Raw genomic sequence first — 20,138 nt, 5'->3', positions numbered from 1 at the left:
CACCCCAAATCGAATTGGATTCGGACGCGCCGAATCCGATCCCGTTCGGGAGATCGTGCTGGTGGTGTTGGGTGCCGCATCCGCGGCGAGAGTGCCGCCGCCAGAACCGTACGGCTCCGTGGCAGACCAAGAACTCTACGGATGCGGCAGGGGTGCGTCAACCCCCGCCCTCAAGATTTTTTCGGCGGGCGGCGGTCAGGCCTCCACCACAGCTGAGAGCGCCCAGTCGATCCACCGCAGTCAGCCCATGCCCGCGGGTGGTCGCGGGCATGGCCCGCGCACCCATCGGAATGCCGATGCCAGGCATCGGCTTCCCCATTGGTCATGCTGCCGACGCAGGTCTAGGTTCGAGGACATCGCCGCACTGACGCTCTGGATCCGTAGCCTCAGCGCTCGCAGAGCGTCGGAGCGTCGTGCAGCCCCATCCCCGGGCCCCAAGCGGGCCCGTTTCTTCGGAGTGACACACCATGGCCAAGATCCTTTTCGTGATGACCGGCGCCGACCACTGGACGCTCGCCGACGGCAGCAAGCACCCGACCGGTTTCTGGGCCGAGGAGGCCGTCGCCCCGTACGAGGCTTTCAAGGCTGCCGGCCATGAGATCGTCGTCGCCACCCCTGGCGGTGTCGTCCCCACCGTCGACAAGGGCAGCCTCGCCCCCGAGGTCAACGGCGGCCAGGAAGGCGCCGACAAGATTGCTGCCGCCCTCGAGTCCATGACCGAGATCAGGAACCCGATCCGGCTGGACGACGTGAACCTCGGCGACTACGACGCCGTCTTCTACCCCGGCGGCCACGGCCCCATGGAGGACCTCGCTGTCGACCCCACCTCCGGCAAGCTCCTCATCGACACCCTCGTCTCCGGGAAGCCGCTCGGCGTGGTCTGCCACGCGCCGGCCGCGCTCCTGGCCGCCGAGAAGGAGGACGGCACCAACGCCTTCGCCGGCTACAAGGTGGCCGCCTTCACCAACGTGGAAGAGGCCCAGGCCGGCTTCGCCGAGAAGGCCGCGTGGCTCCTCGAGACCCGCCTTGCAGAGGCCGGCGTGGCCGTCCAGGTCGGCGAGCCGTGGGCCCCGAACGTCGTCATCGACCGCAATCTCATCACCGGCCAGAACCCCGCTTCCTCCGCTCCTCTCGCGGCCGAGGTCCTCAAGATGCTCGCCTGAGGGACCGGCACGAACGGCTCCTAGAGGTCCTCGGCGTCCGGCCGGTTCCGTCACCGTCTTCACCGGCGATCTTCGCCGCCTGCTCACCAGTCCTTTGCAGGAAGCGGGCTCACGCGACGGCGTGGAACCGGCCGCGGGGCGACGGGCAACGCCCAGCGCCACCTCCCGCCACCCACCCGTCCAGCACTCGCCATAGGAAAATTAGCTACGTTCTATGCGTGGCCTATACGAATCCCGATGGCACTCCCACCGTGCCGGCATCCGGCACCGCATCCGTGCCGGACCTGAACCTGCTGCGTACCTTCCTGGCGGTCTACCGTTCCGGCTCGTTCACCGCTGCCGCCGGGCTCCTGGGCCTCTCACAGCCAACGGTGACCGCCCAGATCCGCTCCCTGGAACGCCATACGGGCCGCGAACTCTTCCAACGCCTTCCACGCGGCGCCGCCCCGACCGCCGTCGCCCACGACCTCGCGACCCGCGTCGCCGCTCCCCTCGACGCGCTCGCCGGCGTGACCGGAGACCACACCGCGCTCCACGAACGCGCCGCTCCCGTCCACCTGGCAGGCCCTGCCGAACTGCTCTGCACCCGGCTCCTGCCGACCCTCGCCCCGCTGGTCGCCGAAGGCGTGCGGTTGCGCGTCACCCTGGGCCTGACCGAGCCCCTTCTGGATGAGCTCCGGGCCGGCCGCCATGACCTGGTCATCGCCACCTTCCGCCCCCGCGGGCGGTCCCTGACGGCCGTACCGCTGATGGATGAGGAGTTCGTCCTCGTCGCCGCCCCTACCTGGGCCGAGCGCGTCAAGGGGCAACTGGCCGCACAGGGGCCGGCGGTCCTGCACGCGGTCCCTCTGGTCTCCTACGCGGAGGACCTCCCCATCGCCCGCCGCTACTGGCGACACGCCTTCGGCACCCGGCTGTCCTGCCCCGCCGCCATCACGGTCCCCGACCTGCGCGGCGTCCTCGCGGCGGTCACCGCCGGAGCCGGATTCACCGTGCTGCCCCGCTACCTCTGCCATGACGAACTCGCATCCGGCGCCCTCGTCGCCCTGCACGAACCCGACGACTCGCCCATCAACACCGGCTACCTCGTCCAACGCCCGGGCCGACCCGACAACCCCGACGTCACCCGGGTCCGGAACCTGCTGATCGAGGCCGGCCCGACCTGGTGAGCCGGCGGCTGGACGAAGGATTGAAGGAATGAGCGAGGCGTTCCTGCCTACTCGGAGGGCATGGCTCGCTCCAACGACGAGGTCGCGGCGCTGTTCCAGGAGTACGCGGACCTGATCTCGATCACCGGCGGAGACGCGTACAAGGCGCGTGTCTACGAGAAGGCCGCCCGCGCGATCGGCGGCTACCACGCCGACGTGTCCACGCTCGACGCGAAAGGGTTGCGGGAGATCCCCGGCGTCGGCAAGTCGATCGCCGAGAAGGTCGCCGAGTACATCCGCACCGGAAGCGTGTCCGCGGTCGACGAGCTACGTGCGACGATCCCGGCCGGTGTCCGGCGGCTGACGGCCATCCCCACCCTCGGCCCGAAGAAGGCACTGGCCCTCTACGAAGAACTGGGCGTCTCCTCGGTCGACGAGCTGGTCGACGCCATCCACGCCGAGAAACTGCGCGACCTGAAGGGCTTCGGGCCCAGGACCGAGGAGAACATCCTCCACGGCGTCGAACTCCTGCAGTCCTCCGGCGACCGGGTCCTGCTCGACGTCGCCCAGGACCTCGCCGACGACATCGTCGCGGAACTGTCCCGTGTGACCGGCTGCCGCCGCTGCGCCTACGCCGGGTCGCTGCGCCGCGTGTGCGAGACCATCGGCGACATCGACATCCTCGTCGCAGCCAAGAAGTCGGGGCCGCTCATGGAGGCCTTCACCGAGCTGCCGTACGTCACCGAGGTGATCGCACGCGGCCGGACGAAGACCTCGGTACGCACCGTCAAGGGGCTCGCCGTCGATCTGCGGGTCGTACCGCCCGATGCCTGGGGCGCGGCGCTGCAGTACTTCACCGGCTCGAAGGCGCACAACATCCGTACCCGGGAGCTGGCCGTGCACGAGGGGCTGAAGCTGTCCGAGTACGGCCTGTTCGACGCCGAGAGCGGGGAGAAGATCGTCTCCGAGACCGAGGAGGAGGTCTACGCACGGCTCGGGCTGCCCTGGATCCCGCCGCCGCTGCGCGAGGACCGCGGGGAGATCGAGGCCGGACTGCGCGACGAGATTCCCGAGCTGGTGCAGGAGTCCGATCTGCGCGGCGACCTGCACACGCACACCGATCTGACCGACGGCCTCGCGCCGCTGGAGGAGATGGCGCAGGCGGCCGCCGAGCGGGGCTACAGCTACTACGCGATCACCGACCACGGGCCGGACCTCTCCATGCAGCAGATGACCAAGGAGCGGATCCTCGCGCAGCGCGAGCAGCTACGGCAGCTCGACGGCACGTACGGCAAGCGGGGCAGGCGGCGCGGCCTGCGGCTGCTCCACGGCGTGGAGCTGAACATCGGCCCGGACGGCGCCGTCGACTGGCCCGAGGAGTTCCTGGCCGGCTTCGACGTGTGCGTGGCCTCGGTCCACTCGCACTTCCACCAGAGCCGCGGGGCACTGACCCAGCGGCTCGTGCGGGCCTGCGAGAACCCGTACGTCAACGTCATCGGCCACCCCACCACCCGCCTCATAGGCAAGCGGCCGCCCCTCGACGCCGACCTCGACGAGGTCTTCGCCGCGTGCGCGCGCACGGGCACGGCCCTGGAGATCAACGCCCACCCCGACCGGCTGGACCTGCGCGACGAGGACATCCTGCGGGCCCGGCGGCACGGGGTGAGATTCGCCGTCGACAGCGACGCTCATTCCGTCCTCCACCTCGCCAACATGCGCTACGGCGTGGGGACGGCGCAGCGCGGCTGGCTCAGCAAGAACGACGTGATCAACACCTGGCCGGAGACCCGCCTGCGGCGCTTCCTGCGCAAAGGGCGGGACGGGCGCACGTCCCGCGCCTGAGCGACAGCAGGTCGTCGACAGTGTCGATCGTGCGGGGCGCCGTAGCCGCACACGCAACGGCGGCGGGATCCGTCGCCCGCATCCAAGAACTCCGAGAACGCCGATCTCGCGTCCTACGCGTTCTTGCAGCCCACCCCCGCGTACACCCAGTACTCGGACGGATTGTCCGGGAGCTTCTCGTCCGGGGACGGGCGCCACAGGGGGACGTGGACCAGGCCCGGCTCCGCGAGGTCGAAGCCGGCGAAGAGGTCGAGGATCTCGTCGTGGGAGCGGGCGGTGACCGGGGAGGTGGCCCGGGACCGGTACAGCCGGCCTACCGCTGCCGCCGTGTCGGGGCGGTCCTGGTTCGTCGCGTGGGACATCGCCAGCCAGCTGCCGTCGGGCAGGGCGTCCCGGAAGGCGGCGACGATGCCTGCCGGGTCCTCCTCGGGCGCGATGAAGTGCAGGATCGTGATCATCAGTACGGCCACGGGCTGGTCGAAGTCGATCAGCTTGCGCACCTGCGGCGAACGCAGGACGTCGGCCGGCCGGCGGATGTCGGCGTCGATGATGGTCGCGTCCGGGTTGTCGGCGAGCAGGGACGCGCTGTGCGCGACGGCCACGGGGTCGTTGTCGACGTAGACCACCCGGGCTCCCGGGCTCGCCGCCTGCGCCGCCTCGTGGACGTTGCCCTGAGTGGGGATGCCCGAGCCGAGGTCGATGAACTGCCGTACCCCGGCGTCGACCAGGAACCGCACCGCCCGCCCGAGGAAGTCCCGGTTGGCCCGGGCCAGGGTGCGCACCTGGGGGTCGATGGCCGTGAAGGCGGCTACCGCCTCGCGGTCTATGGCGTAGTTGTGCCGACCGCCCAGCATGGCGTCGTACATGCGGGCAACGCTCGCTTTGTCGGGCTCTACCCCGGGCACTGGACCTGCGCTGTCGGGTACCACAACACCCCTTCGAGCGATGGTTATTGACGCTCCATCATATAGTTGGCCAACGACGCGCGGCGCCCCGTTCTTTCGCCGCGCGGTCGCCCCCCCACCCGGAAAGGCACGACCCTGCGGAACGAACCGCGCAGCCGCATCGACGACCCGCCGGCCGCCCGGCCCGCGCCGCCTCGGCCATGCTTCGCCCCCGCCGCCGACGCCCTCGGCTCGTCGCTCGATCTGCGGCTGACCGGCAGCCAGCTCGTGCACGCGCTGACGCCCGCCTTCGCCGACGCGGCATCGGTCTATCTGCTGGAGCGGTGGCGTCGCGGGGAGGACGCGAACACCGGCGCGGACCCGTCCCGGGTCGAGGCGCACCGGCTGGCGCTGCAGGTGGGGTCGGACGCGCGCGAGGGCTGGGAGCGAATGCTGCCGGTCGGCGAGGTGATCGTCTTCCCGCGCGAGACGCCGTACGCCCGCGCGCTCGGCTCCGGACAGGCGCAGCTGCTCGACTCCTTCGACGCGCACACCTCCGAGCGGCTCATCGCCGCCGGCAGCGGGGACGCACGCATCCACGAACTACTCCGGGTGGCTTCCTTTCTCGTCGTGCCGCTGCTGCTGGGAGACGTGACGATCGGCTTCGTCGCCTGCACCCGCGGGTCGGACCAGGCACCGTTCCGGCCCGCGGAGGTGGCGGCCGTGGAGGCGCTGTCGGCGCGGGCCGCGGTCGCCCTGGACAATGCCCGCCGGTACGGGCGCGAGCGGCGTACCGCCCTGGCCATCCGCAACAGCCTGCCGTCCGGCGCGCTCCAGCGGTTCGAGTGCTGCCGTGTCGCGCACGGCTCCGTGCCCGCCGGGCAGGACACCGTCATCGGCGGCGACTGGTACGACGTACTGCAGCGGCCGGGCGGCCGGATCAGCCTGATCGTCGGTGACGCCATGGGCCATGGTCCGGAGGCCGCCGTCGCGATGCTCCAACTACGCACCGCTGTACGTGTGTTGGCCGGGCTCGACATCTCCGCGGTCGATCTCGTACGGCGGCTCGACGCGCTCGCCTGCGCCACGTCCGGCGCCTCCTTCGCCACCTGTGTCTACGTCGAGTGGGCCGCGCAGCAGCGCACCTGCACCCTGGTGAGTGCGGGGCACCCTCCCCCTCTGCTGCGCGGCCCCGACGGCAGGACCGCCCCGGTTCCCCTGGCCGAGGCGGGCCTACCCCTGGGGCTCGGCACGGGCCACTACGCGGCGACCGTGCTCACCGTGCCGGAGCCGGCTCTGTTGGTGCTCTACAGCGACGGGCTGGTCGAGGCCCGCGACGCGGACATCGACCATCAGATCGCCCGCCTCGCCGGCACCCTGGACGCGGCCGTCGCCGAGTCCTCGGCGGCCGACGGCCAGGAGGCGCTGCCCGCACTGTGCCGACGCCTGCTGCACGCCCCCTCCGACGCGAGCGGCGCGGACGACCGCACCCTCCTGCTCGCCGAACTGACGCCCGCCGAGGGCTGATTCCCCGTGTCCTGCGCCGGGGTCATGCCCTCAGCGTCGCCCACACCGCGTTGCCGCCGGTGAGCCTCGAACCGTCGACGCCCCAGGAGTCGGCGAGCTGCTCGACCAGCAGCAGTCCTCGGCCGCTCTCGTCATCGAGGCCGGGCTCGCCGCGGGGCAGGCCGCGGCCCGAGTAGTCGTGGTCGTGCACCTCCAGCCGCAGGCATCCGGCGGTGACGAGGCCGATGCCGCACAGGATCCGCACGCTGGGCGTGTGGCGGATGGCGTTGGTGGCCAGTTCGGACACGAGCAGCACGGCGTCCTCGCACAGCTCGCCGGACAGCCCCCATCCGTTCAGCCGGGACCGCACGGAGCGGCGGGCGACTCTGACGCTGGAACGGTACGAGGGCAACTCGATCCAGTGCGCCTGGCCGGGGTCGGCGACGTCTAACAGCTCGGGGGAGGAAGTCACGTGGGGGGACACGGTGGTTGCCTTCCGTGAGGCGGGCGCTGTCGGGGGAGGGCCGACCTGAGCAACTCCCCTACGGGCACGCGGAGTTGCTCTGAGTCATTACTGACGTTCACTCAAATAACTATGCTCCCAATGCAGTTCACCCTGCAACCATCTGCCTGATAATTTCAACAAGCCGGTATCGGTCTGGTTGCTTCATCAAGTGCCTGTCACACTCGCAAGAGTGACGATCCGTCAGGAGGTAGGGCGTTGAGCGAGGGCCGTTCGAACGCGGGCACCACCAGCGCGCCCACCGTGCTGCGCATGATCCTGGGCCGAAGACTGCAGGAACGGCGCCAGGATGCGGGCGTATCGCTCGAGGATGCGGCGCGGGCGCTTCGGGTCACGTCCCTGACCATCCGCCGTCTGGAGAAGGCGGAGGTGGCGCTCAAGCCCCTCTACGTGGAGAAGCTGCTCGAGACCTACGGCGCCGACCGGCAGGAGAGGGACGAGTTCGTCGCCTTCGCCGAGCGGGCCAACGAGCCCGGCTGGTGGCACACCTACCGCGATGTGCTGCCCACGTGGTTCAGCGCGTACGTGAGCCTGGAGACCGGGGCGAGGACCGTGCGCACCTACGAGCCGCACTACGTCACGGGGCTGCTCCAGACCCACCCGTACGCGCGTGCCGTGCTCGGCGGCGGTTTCCCGAACGCCGACGACGAGGACCTGGCGCGGCGTGTGAACCTGCGGCTGCGTCGTCAGGCCCTGCTGGAGAAGTCCGACGCGCCCACGCTGTGGGTCGTACTGGAGGAGGCCGTCCTGCACCGGGTGGTCGGCGGCCCCGAGGTGATGCGCGCGCAGATCGAACGGATCATTGAGGTCTCGGAGTTGGAGCACGTCAGCGTCGACGTGGTTCCGTTCACCGCCGGTGCGCACGTGGGCGCGTGCGCGCCGTTCACCTATTTCCGTTTCGAGGAGCCGGAGCTTCCGGACATCGTCTACACCGAGATGCTCTCCGGCGCGGTGTACCTGGACCAGCGCTCCGACGTCGTCGCCCATCTCGAGGCGCACAACCGCATGTCCCTGCTGACCTCGAACGCGCAGAGCAGGGCGCTGCTGAACCGCATGCGCAAGGAGTACTCATGACCATCCTCGACGGCAGCGTCTACCACGTCTACAACGGCATGCCCGCGTCGGACCTCGGTGACCAGGGCTGGGAGTCGCCCTGGAGCGGTCCCAACGGGGGTCAGTGCGTGCAGACGAAGCAGCTCGCCGACGGCCGGGTCGCGCTGCGGCAGTCGACCGATCCCGCCGGCCCCGCACTGATCTACACCCCGGAGGAGATCACCGCGTTCGTCGCGGGGGTCAAGCGGGGCCTCGCCGACCATCTGACCACTGGCTGACCTCTCCCCCCACGCACACACCGAAAGGGACAAGATGACCAACTCGCACGCCGCGCGGGACATCGACACGAGCAGGCCCCACTCTGCCCGTATGTACGACTACTACCTCGGCGGCAAGGACCACTTCGAGGTCGACAAGCAGGCCGCCGAGGCCGTGGCGACGATCTACCCCGGCATCTTCGTCTGCGCCCGCGAGAACCGCGCCTTCATGCACCGCGCCACCCGCGTCCTCGCGCGGGAGCACGGCATCCGGCAATGGCTCGACATCGGCACCGGCATCCCCACCGAGCCGAACCTGCACCAGGTGGCCCAGTCCGTGGTCTCCGACGCACGGGTGGTGTACGCCGACAACGACCCGCTCGTCCTCAAGTACGCCGAGCGTCTGATGCGCAGCACGGCGGAGGGCCGTACCACCTACATCGAGGGGGACGTCAGCGACCCGCAGACGCTGCTCGACGCCCCCGAGCTGTCCGAGATCCTGGACCTCGACCAGCCCGTGGCCCTGTCCCTCAACGCCCTGATGCACTTCGTGCCGGACGACCAGGACCCCTACGGCATCGTCAGCCGTCTGCTGGAGGTTGTCCCCTCGGGCAGCGCGCTCGCCCTGAGCCACTGCACGCCCGACTTCGACCCTCCCACCTGGCAGAAGATCACCGACCTCTACATCAGTGCGGGAACCCCGGCGCAGGTCCGCTCGCGCGACGAGGTGGCGCGCTTCTTCGACGGTCTCGAACTGCTCGACCCCGGCGTCTCCATCGGCCACCGCTGGCGCCCGGACACCGAACCGACCGCCACCGACGCGGAGGTCAGCCTGTGGACCGGGGTGGGCATCAAGCCGTAGCGCGTTCGAGACCTTCCCCGGCCTCTCTGTCTCCTCCATCTCGCCGCCTCCCGAAGCCCTCGCACGACCTTGCCGCGGCCGGCGCGGGGGCTCGGGAGCAGCAGCCCATAAGGCAACCCGTGTCATCGGACTCCGGCTTCGGCGACTGCCTTCTGAGTGATCGCGAGCTCGGGCTCGACGATGGTGAGCAGATGTTGCATGGCCTTGCTGTAGAGGTCCACCTTGCCCTCGTCGATGGCTCGTCGACAGTCCGCGCCGATCCCCATGGCCCGTCGGAGCAGCGGTGACCATGTGTGCTCCAGCGTGGGGTCGGGGAGCGGAAAGTAGGCATCGAGTTGCCGGGCGGTCTTGCGCAGCTCCAGGCAGTGCGGGCGTATCCGGCGGGCCGCGAACCCCCGGTCGGTGTAAGCCTTTTCGTCCTCCAGCGCCGTGACGATGTGCAAGAACTCGGAGGTGAACCGGACCATGAGCGGCCTTCCGCCCAACCTCAGCCAAGCGTCGGACTGGAGCGCGAGCACCGCGGGGGACGAGGGTGGCGGGATGGCATCGAGAGGTGCGAACGACTGGATGGTCAATGAGGTGCGGGCGGTGGACGGGCCGCCGAGGGGAAGGCTCGCCGCTGTGCTCAGTGCCAGGACGGTCAGACAGATCACTGCCACCCCTGCACGTCGTGTCGCCGGCCTCGACCGGCTCTTCCGCCCTGGGGGTTGAGGCAACGGGAGTATCACTCGCTCGTCCCGGTTCCGTCGGCACGCGCGCCAGAGCCGTCGTACCCCCATGGCGGCCACGGCCGCGCCTGCGGACAGGAAGACCGCCAGCCCCAGAACGAGAGGCAGCAGGAGCGTGGTGAGCGGCCAGGCGCCCTCGGGCAGCCACCGGCAGGTCGTGCCCAGCGTGCTCAAGGCCCCCACGCAGCCGTCCGCCGAGGTCAGCAGGAACGCGGCAGTGACACCTGCCAACCCCGCCGTGCCGGCGGCCACGACCGCGGCGGGGACAGGGAACCTGGAGGTCGATGCGCCTGCCACTACGGCCGTGACCACCACCACGCCGGCGAGTACCGCCGTCAGCCACGCGGTGAGAAGCAGCAACTGCAGCCCGGACACGTGACCGTCGGGCGGCCGCACGGCGTGGAGCCACGCCGCAAGGGCGACCGCGGCCGCGCAGGCAGCGACCGATCCCGCCGCCGCGGTCATGGCGAGCCGCCGGAAGGACGGTAGCCGCCGCGTCGACCATGTCGAGCTCCCCCTGTCAGGAAGCGCTCTCATCGCCCACCGTGGTGTGCCGGCCGATGGTCCGATCGCCCATGCCATCAGGGGCAGCAGCCACATGGCAGCCACGGCCCACAGCAGCGACACGTCGGTGCCCACGGGCAGTACCAGCGGCAACGACGCGGCGATCGCCCCCAACGCACGGTCGTGGCCGGAAGCGGAGTCTGCGAGGGTCCGCTCGAGAATCTGTCTGGTCGCCGAGTTCTCGAAAGGCCAACCCGCCACGAACATCTTGCCGGTGGTCTGCCACCAGGCGTACCACAGCGCGAACACAGCCACCATCGCCAGGAGGCCGACGGCGAACACCGTCCGCAGGCCACGGCCCCGCCAGCAACGCAGGGCGAGGTCGGCGAACTGGGCCGTCCAGCACATGACCACCAGGCTGATGAGGACCAGCAGTGCGAGCACCTCGGGGTGCCGGGGCAGCAGGCGAAGCCCGGCCCCGGTGCCCACCAGCAGCTCGCCGATCATCAGTCCCAGCCCCAGCCACCATCCCGCGCGCAGGCCGGAGGGTGCCCGGTCGCCTGTCAGAACGGCACGGGCCGCCGCACGCCACAGGGACACACCGGCTGTCGTCGCGATCAGACCCGCGACCACGTCCGACGAGAGATCGACGACAGGTCCCGTTCCGAAGCCGTACAGCTGGCCGGCGCAGATCGACGCCATCGCGCCCGTCAGGAACAGGGTGAGTGCGGAGGGGCGGAACAACTCCTTGGGGTCGGCCAGCGATTCCCTGCGCCGGTCCCACACCGGGTGGGTGCGCCACACAGTGGCGAAGCCGCGCAGCGCGGCCCGAGCTCTGCCAGGCCGCTGTTCAGCCCGGTCCGTTGCTCCTTGCCAGCCGGCCGGGTCGGCTCCCCACCGCATCGCATCGGCGTCGGCGTAGATCTCCCGGGTACGCAGGATGTCCGCTCGTGCCAGGAAGACGAACACGAGCATCGCCGCCGTCAACGCCACTTCGCGCTCCAGGCCGAGCCGTTCCGAAGGGCCCAGCACGGCGGAGGACAGCGACACCCGCAGGTCCAGCACGGACCAGACCACGTACGCCGGGAGGACGGTGGTCAAGAAGACGCGCCACAGGGCCACCGTCCCGTAGGTGATGTCGATGTCGCGGTTGCGGATGTGCGCGAGCTCGTGCAGAACCACGGCGCGGAACCCCTCAGGGTCTCGGTGCCTGCTCGCGACCAGCCCACCGTGCAGAGAGACGGTGTACCGGCGCCATCGTCCGAAGACCACCGCGCTCGCCGTGCGTGCCGCCGGGGCGACGACGAAACGCGGACGGCGGGCCAGTCCGGCGACGCCGACCAGCTCCTCGAGGACGTGGTTCAACTCGCCGTGCCGGTCGATGACTTCGAGCGGTACGACGCGGCCTCGACGCTCCTTCCACCACGGCAACGACCAGTACAGGGCGCCGGCGGCGAGGACCAGTACGGCCACAGCGAGTGGTGGCCACCACGGCGACGCATGGGGGGCGAAGCGGTCCAGACACGCCTGGTACGCCGTGTTCGAGCGAAGGGACACCAGGCCCAGGCTCAGGAAGTCACTGCCCGGGTCGGCCCCCGCCGCCAGAGCGCATCCTGCCGCGATGTTGTGAGGATCGGTCAGTGAGTGGGTGATGGTGGACGCCACCGTGGCGCTGCTCGTCAGGAACAGCACCACCAGCAGCGCGAACCGAGAGCCGGTGCCCGGGCCGAGCACGTGCTCGTCGGGTCTGCCGGGCCGGGGTAGCGGTGCCGATGCGGCGCTCATGCGCGCCCTTGCGTGTCCGATCCTGGTCTGTCGCCGTGAACGGCGTCAGACGTCGTCTCCTCGTCCGGCGCGGGGGGACGGGAGGCAGGGGTCGTAGCCTCGGCGCCGGGTTGGCCGGGCAACACCAGCCGGGCCACGACACGTTCGCCGAGCGCCTGGGCCTGCGGGCTCTCCATGCCGCTCTCCCCGGCCAGTTCGACCACCCGCACGCGTATGGCTTCGAGCTGTTCCGGCGCCAGCGGGGGCAGTATCCGCGGGGCCGCGACCGGTCTGCGCATGATCCTGCGCAGCCAGGTTCCCGACCGCCGGCCTGCCGCTCCGACGGTGGCCGAGACGATCTGGTGTGCCGCTTCGTCCAGTGCCATCCACACGACGGGAGTTACCAGGGCAGCGATCTCACCCAGCCCGAACCCGAGGGGCTCGCGGCGTTGGCCACGGCTCGAAAGGCGTCGCAGAGCGGTCTCGTCGTCCACCACGAACAGGCCCTCGACCAGGATCAGCTCATCCGGGGCCACCTCGCCGACGACATCGCGAACGACGTCCCGCACCGGCGTCCAAGCCGCAGCTTCCGTCCCCCGGCCCATGTGCATCCCCCGAAGTCGCATCCGGTGCATCCGGTGCCTCTTCACCGTACTCCAGCGAACTGCCCCGGAGAACTGCCTTCCCACGGCCAACTCCACAGGTTCGCCACGGGGTTGCGCAGGCGGTTCCCCACTCGCTTTCGCACGCGTTTCCCGCGCGGACAGGCGGCCGGCCCCGGGGTCGCGCCAAGGGGCACACGAGTACAAGCGTCGCGCGGGAATCCGAGCGCGACCACCCCTCAGCGGCACCCGCGGGCGTTGAGCCGGGCGGCCTGGCGTGTCAGGTGGTCGCGCTCAGCGAGGTTGGGGGCCTTGTGTGCCGCCTCGGCGTACAGCCGTGCCGCCGTGGCCAGGTCGCCGTCGCGCTCGTGGAGGTACGCCGCCACTGCGGCGTGGCGGGGCAGTGAGGCCTCCAGCGCCGCGAGCGCGGCCAGGCCGGCGCGCGGTCCGTCGGCCTCGCCGACGGCCACCGCGCGGTTGAGCCGGACGACCGGGCTGTCGGTCAGGCGCACGAGCTCGTCGTACCACTCGACGATCTGCACCCAGTCGGTCTCCTCGGCGGTGGGCGCGTCGGCGTGGAGTGCCGCGATGGCGGCCTGGGCCTGGAACTCGCCCAGCCGGTCGCGGGCGAGGGCCGTCTGCAGGATCTGGACGCCCTCGGCGATCGCTGCGGTGTCCCATCGGCCGCGGTCCTGTTCGGCGAGCGGCACCAGGCTTCCGTCGGGCGCGGTCCGCGCAGTGCGCCGGGCGTGGTGGAGCAGCATGAGGGCGAGCAGACCGGCCACCTCGGGGTGGTCGATCGCGGCCGCGAGCTGCCGGGTGAGCCGGATGGCCGCGGCGGCGAGGTCGACGTCGCCGGAGTAGCCCTCGTTGAAGACCAGGTACAGGACGCGCAGCACGGTGGCGACGTCGCCGGGCAGGTCGAACCGTATGCCGGAGACGGTGCGCTTGGCCCGGCTGATGCGCTGCGCCATGGTCGCCTCGGGCACCAGGTAGGCCTGGGCGATCTGGCGGGTGGTCAGGCCGCCGACGGCGCGCAGTGTGAGCGCGACCGCGGACGACGGTGTCAGGGAGGGGTGGGCGCACAGGAAGTAGAGCTGGAGCGTGTCGTCCACGGCGGGCGCGGGCCCGGGCTCCGGCTCCTCGTCGACGCGGTCCTCGCGCCGGCGGCGGGCGGCGTCCGCCCGGGTCGCGTCGAGAAACCGGCGCCAGGCCACGGTGACCAGCCAGCCCTTCGGGTCCCGCGGCGGGTCGGCCGGCCAGACGCGGACCGCCTCGACCAGCGCGTCCTGTACGGCGTCCTCGGCCGCCGCGAAGTCGGCTCCGCGGCGGACGAGGATTCCGATCACGCTCGGTGTGAGGCTCCGGAGCAGGGCCTCGTCCATCTCGGACGTCACTCCGTGATGGTGGGCGGCGCGGTCAGGAACGGGCGCAGCTCGAGCCACTCGTGAATCGGCTTGCCGCCCGCGCCCGGGGCCGCCGACAGTTCGCCGGCCAGCTCGACGGCGCGCCCGTAGCTGTCGACGTCGATCACCATCCAGCCGGCGATGAGGTCCTTGGTCTCGGCGAACGGTCCGTCGGTGACCGGCGGGCGCCCCTCGCCGTCGTACCGGACGAACGTCCCCTCGGGGGCGAGCGCCTGACCGTCGACGAACTCGCCGGTCTTCTCGAGCCGGGCCGCGAAGTCCTGCATGTACTGCATGTGCGCCGAGATCTCCTCCGGCGTCCACCGGTCCATGGGCACGTCGTTCACCGGGGCCGGGGCGCCACGGTAGTGCTTGAGCAGCAGGTACTTGGCCATCGTGATTCTCCTCGGTGCTGTTGCGACCCATTGTGGTCGCGTTCACCTCGGGGACGGAGCCGGTCTCGGGTTCTCGACATCGCCGTCGGAGTTTTTTTCGCTGGCGCGAGGAGCCTCGTCGCTTCTCGCGCCGGTGGAACTCAGAGGGCGCCCTTGTCCAGGTCGCCGGCCGGGAGCGCGTCGAGGAGGACGACGTTCGGAGCCCCGTCCAAGGCTTCGCGAAGGGCCTTTCCGGCCTTGGCCATCGCCGTCCCCTCGCGATGTGCCTGGAGGGCCTGCTCGGAATCCCACTTCTCCACCATGACGAAGTGGCCGGCCATTCCCTTCCTCCTGTGCAGGGAGTAGCGGGCACAGCCGGGCTCGTTGTGCACAGCCGGCATCGCCTCCAGGAGAGTCTTCTCGACCAGCCCCTCCTGGCCCGGCTTCGCGATCAAGTTGGCAATGATGATGACGGACATAGAAGGTACGTACTCCTCAATAAGAAGCTGTTGTCGTATCGATTGAACGCATCCATCAGCGCTCTTTCTGCACAGCAAGCCTGCGGATTCACCGAAGACAGAAGTCCGTCACGGAATCGAGAACTCGGCTACTCGATACGACGCCGAAGGGTTTAGCGCGTGAAGTGGTCGCGCTCAGTCGTTGATCCAACCCCTGTGGTGGTCCTCGTGCTCCAGGGTGGAGGTGTTCGCCCTGTCGACGTGGCAACGAACCTGGCCGTCGTCGCGGGACTGCGTCAGCTGGTCGTAGACCCAGGGGTAGAAGCGGCTGTCATGCGTGTACTGGGACCAGGGCGAGAGGTCGGAGTCGCGGCCGTCGGTTCGGTACGGGTGCCCGTGGTCGCATCGGGCGAGGTGCCGGTGGCCGAAGTCGGTGGCCGCGGAGTTCTCCGCCACGACGACGCGAGGTACATGTTCGTTCACCGACACGGTGGCTGCCGAAGCGGAGTCGCTTCCGGCGAGTAGAGCACCTCCGGCGATCAGCACGGAGGTGGCCGCTGACGCAACGCGCAATACGAGCTTGCTCACGTTCGTTCCCCTTGCCTTGTCCGCCACTCCATTGCTCGAAGGGAGGACCTGATTGGTTCCACTACGAACGTATGCGCCAGCTGTCGGGCTGCGGCCTCGCACTACTGCATGTTTATGTAGCGGATCCCCTTCGATCCTCGTGGGGCCCAGCGCATTCGGCTCTTCGCCAACCATGCAGCGAACTGCGGACTCTCTGACCTCGACCCGGTGGTCAAGGAGCCCTGACGATGCCGTAGGTGACGAGCCCGTACGCGAGGTGCGGGACCGCGTCCGATGCCCAGTCCGTGCCCGACCAGCTCCCCGGATCGCTCACTCCCAGCAGTGCCATCGGCAGGTCCGCGGCAGCCATCGCCAAGGCGCCGGTGACCAGACCACCCAAGCTCCAGGGCATCCGGATGCCCGCCCGATACAGCAGGGAGACGGTCACCCCGGTACCGCACCCCACGGCGATGCCTCCCAGGGCGCCGAGTGCGGACAGACGGTTGTTCCGCCTGCTGCCCGAACCGGGTACCGGATGCCGCAGGTCCTGGGTGATCTTCTCCATGAGCTGGATCGGAGCCTCGCTGGCGGCTCTCCCCCGCCACGCCATGTCGCCGTACGACATCACGTCCAGTACGGCCGTGCCGGCGGCGCCGGCCACGGCACCGCGCACCATGCTCTGGAACATGTCAGAGCGGGTTCCCACACCGCCGATGCCCGAATCACCAGCGTGCCTGTCCACGGGAGAACATGATCGTGACGGGAGGGCTGGAGGCTCTCGGCGACGGGCGGTTCGATCTCGGTGACATCTCACTGACGCCCCGTGCCTGATGCGTTTCCGGCAACGTAGATGGTGTTGGTCGAGGTGCCGCCTTGCAGTGGGTTGTCGAACTCGACGACATGGGCGGTCGATTGAGCGAATACGTCGGCGAGTGCGGAGGTGAACTGCTCGTCGGGCGGGTCGTTCGACCACAGGGCGAACACGCCGTCAGGGTGGAGATGGCCGGCCAGGACGCGGAGCCCGTCGGGCCCGTAGAGCGCCGCGTGGCGCGGGTGGAGCACATGGCGCGGGGAGTGGTCGATGTCCAGCAGGATGGCGTGGAAGCGGCGGCCGGGCTCGTCCGGGTCCAGGCCGCTCGAGCTCTCCGTCATGGCGAAGAAGTCGCCGTGCACGAGGCGGCATCGGGTGTCCGACGTCAGCTGAGCGCCAAGAGGCACGAGGCCACGCCGGTGCCAGTCGATGACCTCGGCGAGCGCGTCGATCACGATCAGCGAGCGGACTCGGGGGTCGTCCAGCGCCGCCCGGGCGGTGTAGCCGAGTCCGAGTCCGCCGACGGCGACGTCGAGTTCAGCGTCCGGCAACTGGGCCAGCCCGAGCTCCGCCAGCTCGATCTCACCGGTCGTGAAGAGGCTGGACATCAGGAACTCGTCCCCGAGTTTCACCTCGTACACATCGTCGTCTGAGACCGGATCACGGCGCCGGCGCAGACTGATCTCACCGATCGGTGTCGGTTGCCAGTCGATCTCCTCGAAACGCAGGCTCATCCGCGCACCTCTCCGGCGTTGTCGATGTGCTGGTGCCGGCGCCGCAAGACGGGTGCTGTCGGTCTCCCTGGCAGCGGGAAGGGCCGGGGCGCGGTCCGGTCGGGCGTCCATGATGACCGCAACGACCGACGGCCTGCGGCAAACGGCGCGCCCCGCAGGCCACCGAAAAAGACTCGCCCGTCATCACCCGCGTGCTCAAGGCCGCGAACACCCCTCCGTCACGTCGCAGCACCGAACCGTCGCCACAACCGCGGATGCCGACGCACCGGCCGGGCGGGAGATCACCGTCCCGCATCGACCGGCACGGGTAACCTCGCCGAGCCCGGCCGCGGAATCGATTCCAAGCTGATGGACCGCTGCCTGACACCGAAGGCAACCGACTCCCGTACGGACCACACCACCCTCCCGCCCCGGAAAGGCATCAGCCCTGAACGCCCCGCTCGCCGAGACGCTCTCCGCCGCACTCCTCGTGGCGGTCCTGGCGTGCGCGGTGATCCGCCCGTGGGGCTGGCCGGAGGCCGTCGTCGCCGTGCCTGCCGCCGGGGTGGTCATCGCCACCGGCGCGATCTCGCCGGCTCACGCGGCAGCCGAGGCTGCCCGGCTGGGACCGGTCATCGGCTTCCTGGCGGCGGTGCTGGTCCTGGCCCAACTGTGCGACGACGAGGGCCTGTTCCACGCTTGCGGCGCCTGGATGGCCCGCACGGCCGCGGGCAGCCCGCATCGGCTGCTCGTCCAGGTGTTCACGGTTGCCTCTCTGATCACGGCGGTGCTGAGCCTGGATGCCACGGTGGTGCTGCTGACTCCGGTGGTGTTCGCCACCGCCGCCCGGCTCGGCGCCCGTGCCAAGCCGCACGTGTACGCCTGCACCCACCTGTCGAACACCGCGTCGCTGCTGCTGCCGGTCTCCAACCTCACCAACCTGCTGGCGTTCGCCGCGAGCGGGCTGAGCTTCACCCGCTTCGCCGCGCTCATGGCCTTGCCCTGGCTCGTGGCCATCGGCGCCGAGTACGTGGTGATCCGCCGGTTCTTCGCCACCGACCTGGACGCGGGAGCTCAGGCACCGCCCCCGCGGGAGCAGCGCGAGGTGCCGGTGTTCGCGCTGGTCACGGTGGCATGCACGCTGGCCGGCTTCGTGGTGACCTCCGCGTTCGGGATCAACCCCGCGTGGGCGGCAGCAGCGGGCGCGGTCGTGCTGGCCGCGCGCGCCCTTGCCCAGCGGCGTACGACCCCCACCGCGATCGTGCGCGCCGCAGCACTGCCGTTCTGCGCGTTCGTGCTGGCTCTGGGCACCGTGGTCCGCGCGCTCGTCGACAACGGCCTGGCCGACGCGCTCGGGCACATCGTGCCCGACGGCACCAGCCTGCCCGCGCTACTGGGCATCACGGCCCTGGCCGCCCTCCTCGCGAATGTCATCAACAACCTGCCCGCCGTACTGGTGCTGCTGCCGTTGACCGCTCCGACCGGGCCCGGCGCCGTCCTGGCGGTGCTGCTCGGTGTGAACGTCGGCCCCAACCTCACCTATGCCGGGTCCCTGGCCACCCTGCTGTGGCGACGCATCGTCCACGAGCACGACAGTGACGTGGATCTGGGCGAGTTCACCCGGCTCGGGCTTCTCGCCGTGCCCGCCGCCCTGGTGCCGGCGGTGGTGGCACTGTGGGTATCGCTCCATGTGATCGGAGGCTGAACCGGTGACCGTCATCGCCTGGATCGTCGAAGGCACCTGGCCCGCCTGCGTCGACGCCATCCGCACCCACACGCCCGAGGGCGACGACATCGTGCTGCTGCACGTCACCGGCCCCGACGCGCCCGGCGCGGCCCACGGCGCCTTTGCCGGACTGCTGGGCCGCGCACGTCCCGACCACGACCCCGGCACCACGATGGAACATCTCGCCGCCACGGCCGGCGAACACCTCCTGGACGCTGCGGCCGAACGGCTGGGCCGCCCCTGCACCCGTATCGAACGACTCGGCCGCATCGAGCGGGAAGTGGTGGCCGCGGCCGAAGGCGCGGACCTGCTCGTCCTCGCCCGCGACGGCGACCGGACCCACCTCGGCCCCCGCAGCCTCGGCCACGCCAGCCGCTTCATCGTCGACCACGCCCCCTGCCCGGTCCTCCTCGTCTGGCCAGAAGCCGCACCCGGCACGGACACGATCCCGCCACCGCCGCCCCACCCTCCGCACCACCGGTAGCGCTCCAGAAGCCGCTGCCGGCCGGCGGCCGCACACCATCGCGATCAGCGCCGCCGCCAACGCTTCGGCCGGTACGACTGGAGAGCAACGGTCACGCCATCTGTCACGCCGACGGAAAGGAGGCACGTGGATGAGACGGATGCTCGGTGAGGCCAGGCGGCGCCCACGGCTTCGCTTCGACGGGTGGATCGCGGGCATGGGCACGGCTTCCGGGACGCGCCTGGTGGTGGGCCACTGGCCACGGTCGCCGTTCGGGCCGTTCAGCGATGTGATGCTGGAACGGCCCGATGGAGAACGGCTGCTGCTCGCCCCCACCCGACGGACGGCGGACTTCATCGGCGCCACCTACATCTTCGACACGGTACGCGTCGTCCCGGTCGACGTAAGCCTCGCGAACGACACCTGGACCGTTGTGGCGGGACCGCTCGAACTGCGCTTCACCGTCGGCCGCCGAGGACCCCTGGGGTTGTTGCTGCATGCCGTGCCGGCCGCGCTCGCCTGCCGCCCGGCGTGGGCCACACTGACGAACGGCCCCGCCCGCTTGCTGCTGGCAGGCGTGCGCACCCGTGGCAGTGCCCGCGCGGGCCGCCGTGAGTGGTACGGGGCTCATGATCTGCGGCCGATCCGCACCGTGTCGGCGGTCCTGAACGGCGACGACCTCGGCCCCACGGCGCCCGTCGAACCGCCCGTGCGGTTCGGCTTCGGGTCGGTGCCGAGGAAGCCTGCGGTCACCCGGGTCACGACGACGGTGGCCGATCGCTGA

Annotated in this window: 20 protein-coding genes; 10 read left to right on the top strand and 10 right to left on the bottom strand. The window is 70.5% G+C overall.

Features of this window, described 5'->3' with window-relative positions:
* Positions 1–467 precede the first annotated feature (467 nt).
* The 3 genes from ABZ910_RS33755 to polX all read left to right on the top strand — a co-directional run bounded on the left by ABZ910_RS33755 (position 468) and on the right by polX (position 4,153).
* Positions 468–1,163, top strand: a complete 696-nt coding sequence (locus tag ABZ910_RS33755; protein ID WP_361372799.1) for a type 1 glutamine amidotransferase domain-containing protein — start codon at positions 468–470, stop codon at positions 1,161–1,163.
* A gap of 251 nt (positions 1,164–1,414) precedes the next feature.
* A complete protein-coding gene (locus tag ABZ910_RS33750; protein ID WP_361372807.1) occupies positions 1,415–2,332 on the top strand; it encodes a LysR family transcriptional regulator in 918 nt (305 codons plus the stop codon).
* 60 nt (positions 2,333–2,392) lie between these two features.
* A complete protein-coding gene (polX, locus tag ABZ910_RS33745; protein WP_361372797.1) occupies positions 2,393–4,153 on the top strand; it encodes a DNA polymerase/3'-5' exonuclease PolX in 1,761 nt (586 codons plus the stop codon).
* A 113-nt stretch (positions 4,154–4,266) separates the two neighbouring features.
* On the opposite strand, the gene ABZ910_RS33740 is transcribed toward polX, so the two are convergent.
* Positions 4,267–5,082 carry an SAM-dependent methyltransferase gene (locus ABZ910_RS33740; RefSeq protein ID WP_361372795.1) on the bottom strand — a complete coding sequence of 272 codons (816 nt, stop codon included), beginning with the start codon at positions 5,080–5,082 and terminating at the stop codon, positions 4,267–4,269.
* A gap of 42 nt (positions 5,083–5,124) precedes the next feature.
* On the opposite strand from ABZ910_RS33740, the gene ABZ910_RS33735 reads away from it, so the two are divergent.
* Positions 5,125–6,564 carry a GAF domain-containing SpoIIE family protein phosphatase gene (locus ABZ910_RS33735; RefSeq protein WP_361372793.1) on the top strand — a complete coding sequence of 480 codons (1,440 nt, stop codon included), beginning with the start codon at positions 5,125–5,127 and terminating at the stop codon, positions 6,562–6,564.
* Between the two features lie 22 nt (positions 6,565–6,586).
* On the opposite strand, the gene ABZ910_RS33730 is transcribed toward ABZ910_RS33735, so the two are convergent.
* Entirely contained in the window at positions 6,587–7,015 is a 429-nt protein-coding gene (locus ABZ910_RS33730) for an ATP-binding protein (RefSeq protein WP_361372791.1), read from the bottom strand.
* Positions 7,016–7,264: 249 nt separating this feature from the next.
* On the opposite strand from ABZ910_RS33730, the gene ABZ910_RS33725 reads away from it, so the two are divergent.
* From ABZ910_RS33725 to ABZ910_RS33715, 3 genes are read left to right on the top strand one after another with little or no spacing between them, the layout of a single operon-like run.
* A complete protein-coding gene (locus tag ABZ910_RS33725; RefSeq protein WP_361372789.1) occupies positions 7,265–8,140 on the top strand; it encodes a helix-turn-helix transcriptional regulator in 876 nt (291 codons plus the stop codon).
* Positions 8,137–8,397, top strand: coding sequence for a DUF397 domain-containing protein (locus tag ABZ910_RS33720; protein WP_361372787.1), 261 nt, complete (start codon positions 8,137–8,139; stop codon positions 8,395–8,397). Before ABZ910_RS33725 ends, ABZ910_RS33720 begins: the two co-directional genes overlap by 4 nt.
* A gap of 34 nt (positions 8,398–8,431) precedes the next feature.
* Positions 8,432–9,238, top strand: coding sequence for an SAM-dependent methyltransferase (locus tag ABZ910_RS33715; protein WP_361372785.1), 807 nt, complete (start codon positions 8,432–8,434; stop codon positions 9,236–9,238).
* A 122-nt stretch (positions 9,239–9,360) separates the two neighbouring features.
* Here the strand turns inward: ABZ910_RS33715 and ABZ910_RS33710 are convergent, their stop codons facing one another.
* From ABZ910_RS33710 to ABZ910_RS33675, 8 genes are all read right to left on the bottom strand, one after another.
* Positions 9,361–12,255, bottom strand: coding sequence for a M48 family metalloprotease (locus ABZ910_RS33710; RefSeq protein ID WP_361372783.1), 2,895 nt, complete (start codon positions 12,253–12,255; stop codon positions 9,361–9,363).
* Entirely contained in the window at positions 12,252–12,803 is a 552-nt protein-coding gene (locus ABZ910_RS33705) for a hypothetical protein (protein ID WP_361372781.1), read from the bottom strand. Before ABZ910_RS33705 ends, ABZ910_RS33710 begins: the two co-directional genes overlap by 4 nt.
* Before the next feature lie 272 nt (positions 12,804–13,075).
* On the bottom strand, positions 13,076–14,221 hold the full coding sequence (locus tag ABZ910_RS33700; RefSeq protein WP_361372805.1) for a DUF6596 domain-containing protein: 1,146 nt from the start codon (positions 14,219–14,221) through the stop codon (positions 13,076–13,078).
* 8 nt (positions 14,222–14,229) lie between these two features.
* A complete protein-coding gene (locus tag ABZ910_RS33695; protein WP_361372779.1) occupies positions 14,230–14,637 on the bottom strand; it encodes a YciI family protein in 408 nt (135 codons plus the stop codon).
* 140 nt (positions 14,638–14,777) lie between these two features.
* Positions 14,778–15,095 (bottom strand): putative quinol monooxygenase, encoded by a 318-nt coding sequence (locus ABZ910_RS33690; protein ID WP_361372777.1) that lies wholly within the window; start codon positions 15,093–15,095, stop codon positions 14,778–14,780.
* A 174-nt stretch (positions 15,096–15,269) separates the two neighbouring features.
* Positions 15,270–15,662 carry a hypothetical protein gene (locus ABZ910_RS33685; RefSeq protein ID WP_361372775.1) on the bottom strand — a complete coding sequence of 131 codons (393 nt, stop codon included), beginning with the start codon at positions 15,660–15,662 and terminating at the stop codon, positions 15,270–15,272.
* A 211-nt stretch (positions 15,663–15,873) separates the two neighbouring features.
* Positions 15,874–16,329, bottom strand: coding sequence for a hypothetical protein (locus ABZ910_RS33680; protein WP_361372773.1), 456 nt, complete (start codon positions 16,327–16,329; stop codon positions 15,874–15,876).
* Positions 16,330–16,451: 122 nt separating this feature from the next.
* The gene (locus tag ABZ910_RS33675) at positions 16,452–17,186 is read right to left on the bottom strand and encodes a spermidine synthase (RefSeq protein WP_361372771.1); all 735 of its coding nucleotides are present in this window, start codon (positions 17,184–17,186) and stop codon (positions 16,452–16,454) included.
* Between the two features lie 427 nt (positions 17,187–17,613).
* Between ABZ910_RS33675 and ABZ910_RS33670 the strand changes: the two genes are divergently transcribed.
* The 3 genes from ABZ910_RS33670 (at position 17,614) to ABZ910_RS33660 (ending at position 20,138) form a co-directional block, all read left to right on the top strand.
* Entirely contained in the window at positions 17,614–18,870 is a 1,257-nt protein-coding gene (locus ABZ910_RS33670; RefSeq protein ID WP_361372803.1) for an arsenic transporter, read from the top strand.
* A 4-nt stretch (positions 18,871–18,874) separates the two neighbouring features.
* Positions 18,875–19,375 (top strand): universal stress protein, encoded by a 501-nt coding sequence (locus tag ABZ910_RS33665; RefSeq protein ID WP_361372769.1) that lies wholly within the window; start codon positions 18,875–18,877, stop codon positions 19,373–19,375.
* A 130-nt stretch (positions 19,376–19,505) separates the two neighbouring features.
* On the top strand, positions 19,506–20,138 hold the full coding sequence (locus tag ABZ910_RS33660; protein ID WP_361372767.1) for a hypothetical protein: 633 nt from the start codon (positions 19,506–19,508) through the stop codon (positions 20,136–20,138).

Source organism: Streptomyces sp. NPDC046805 (assembly GCF_040645355.1).
GTDB lineage: Bacteria > Actinomycetota > Actinomycetes > Streptomycetales > Streptomycetaceae > Streptomyces.
Note: the sequence above shows the minus strand (reverse complement) of the source record. Positions and strands in the feature narration are given on the sequence as shown.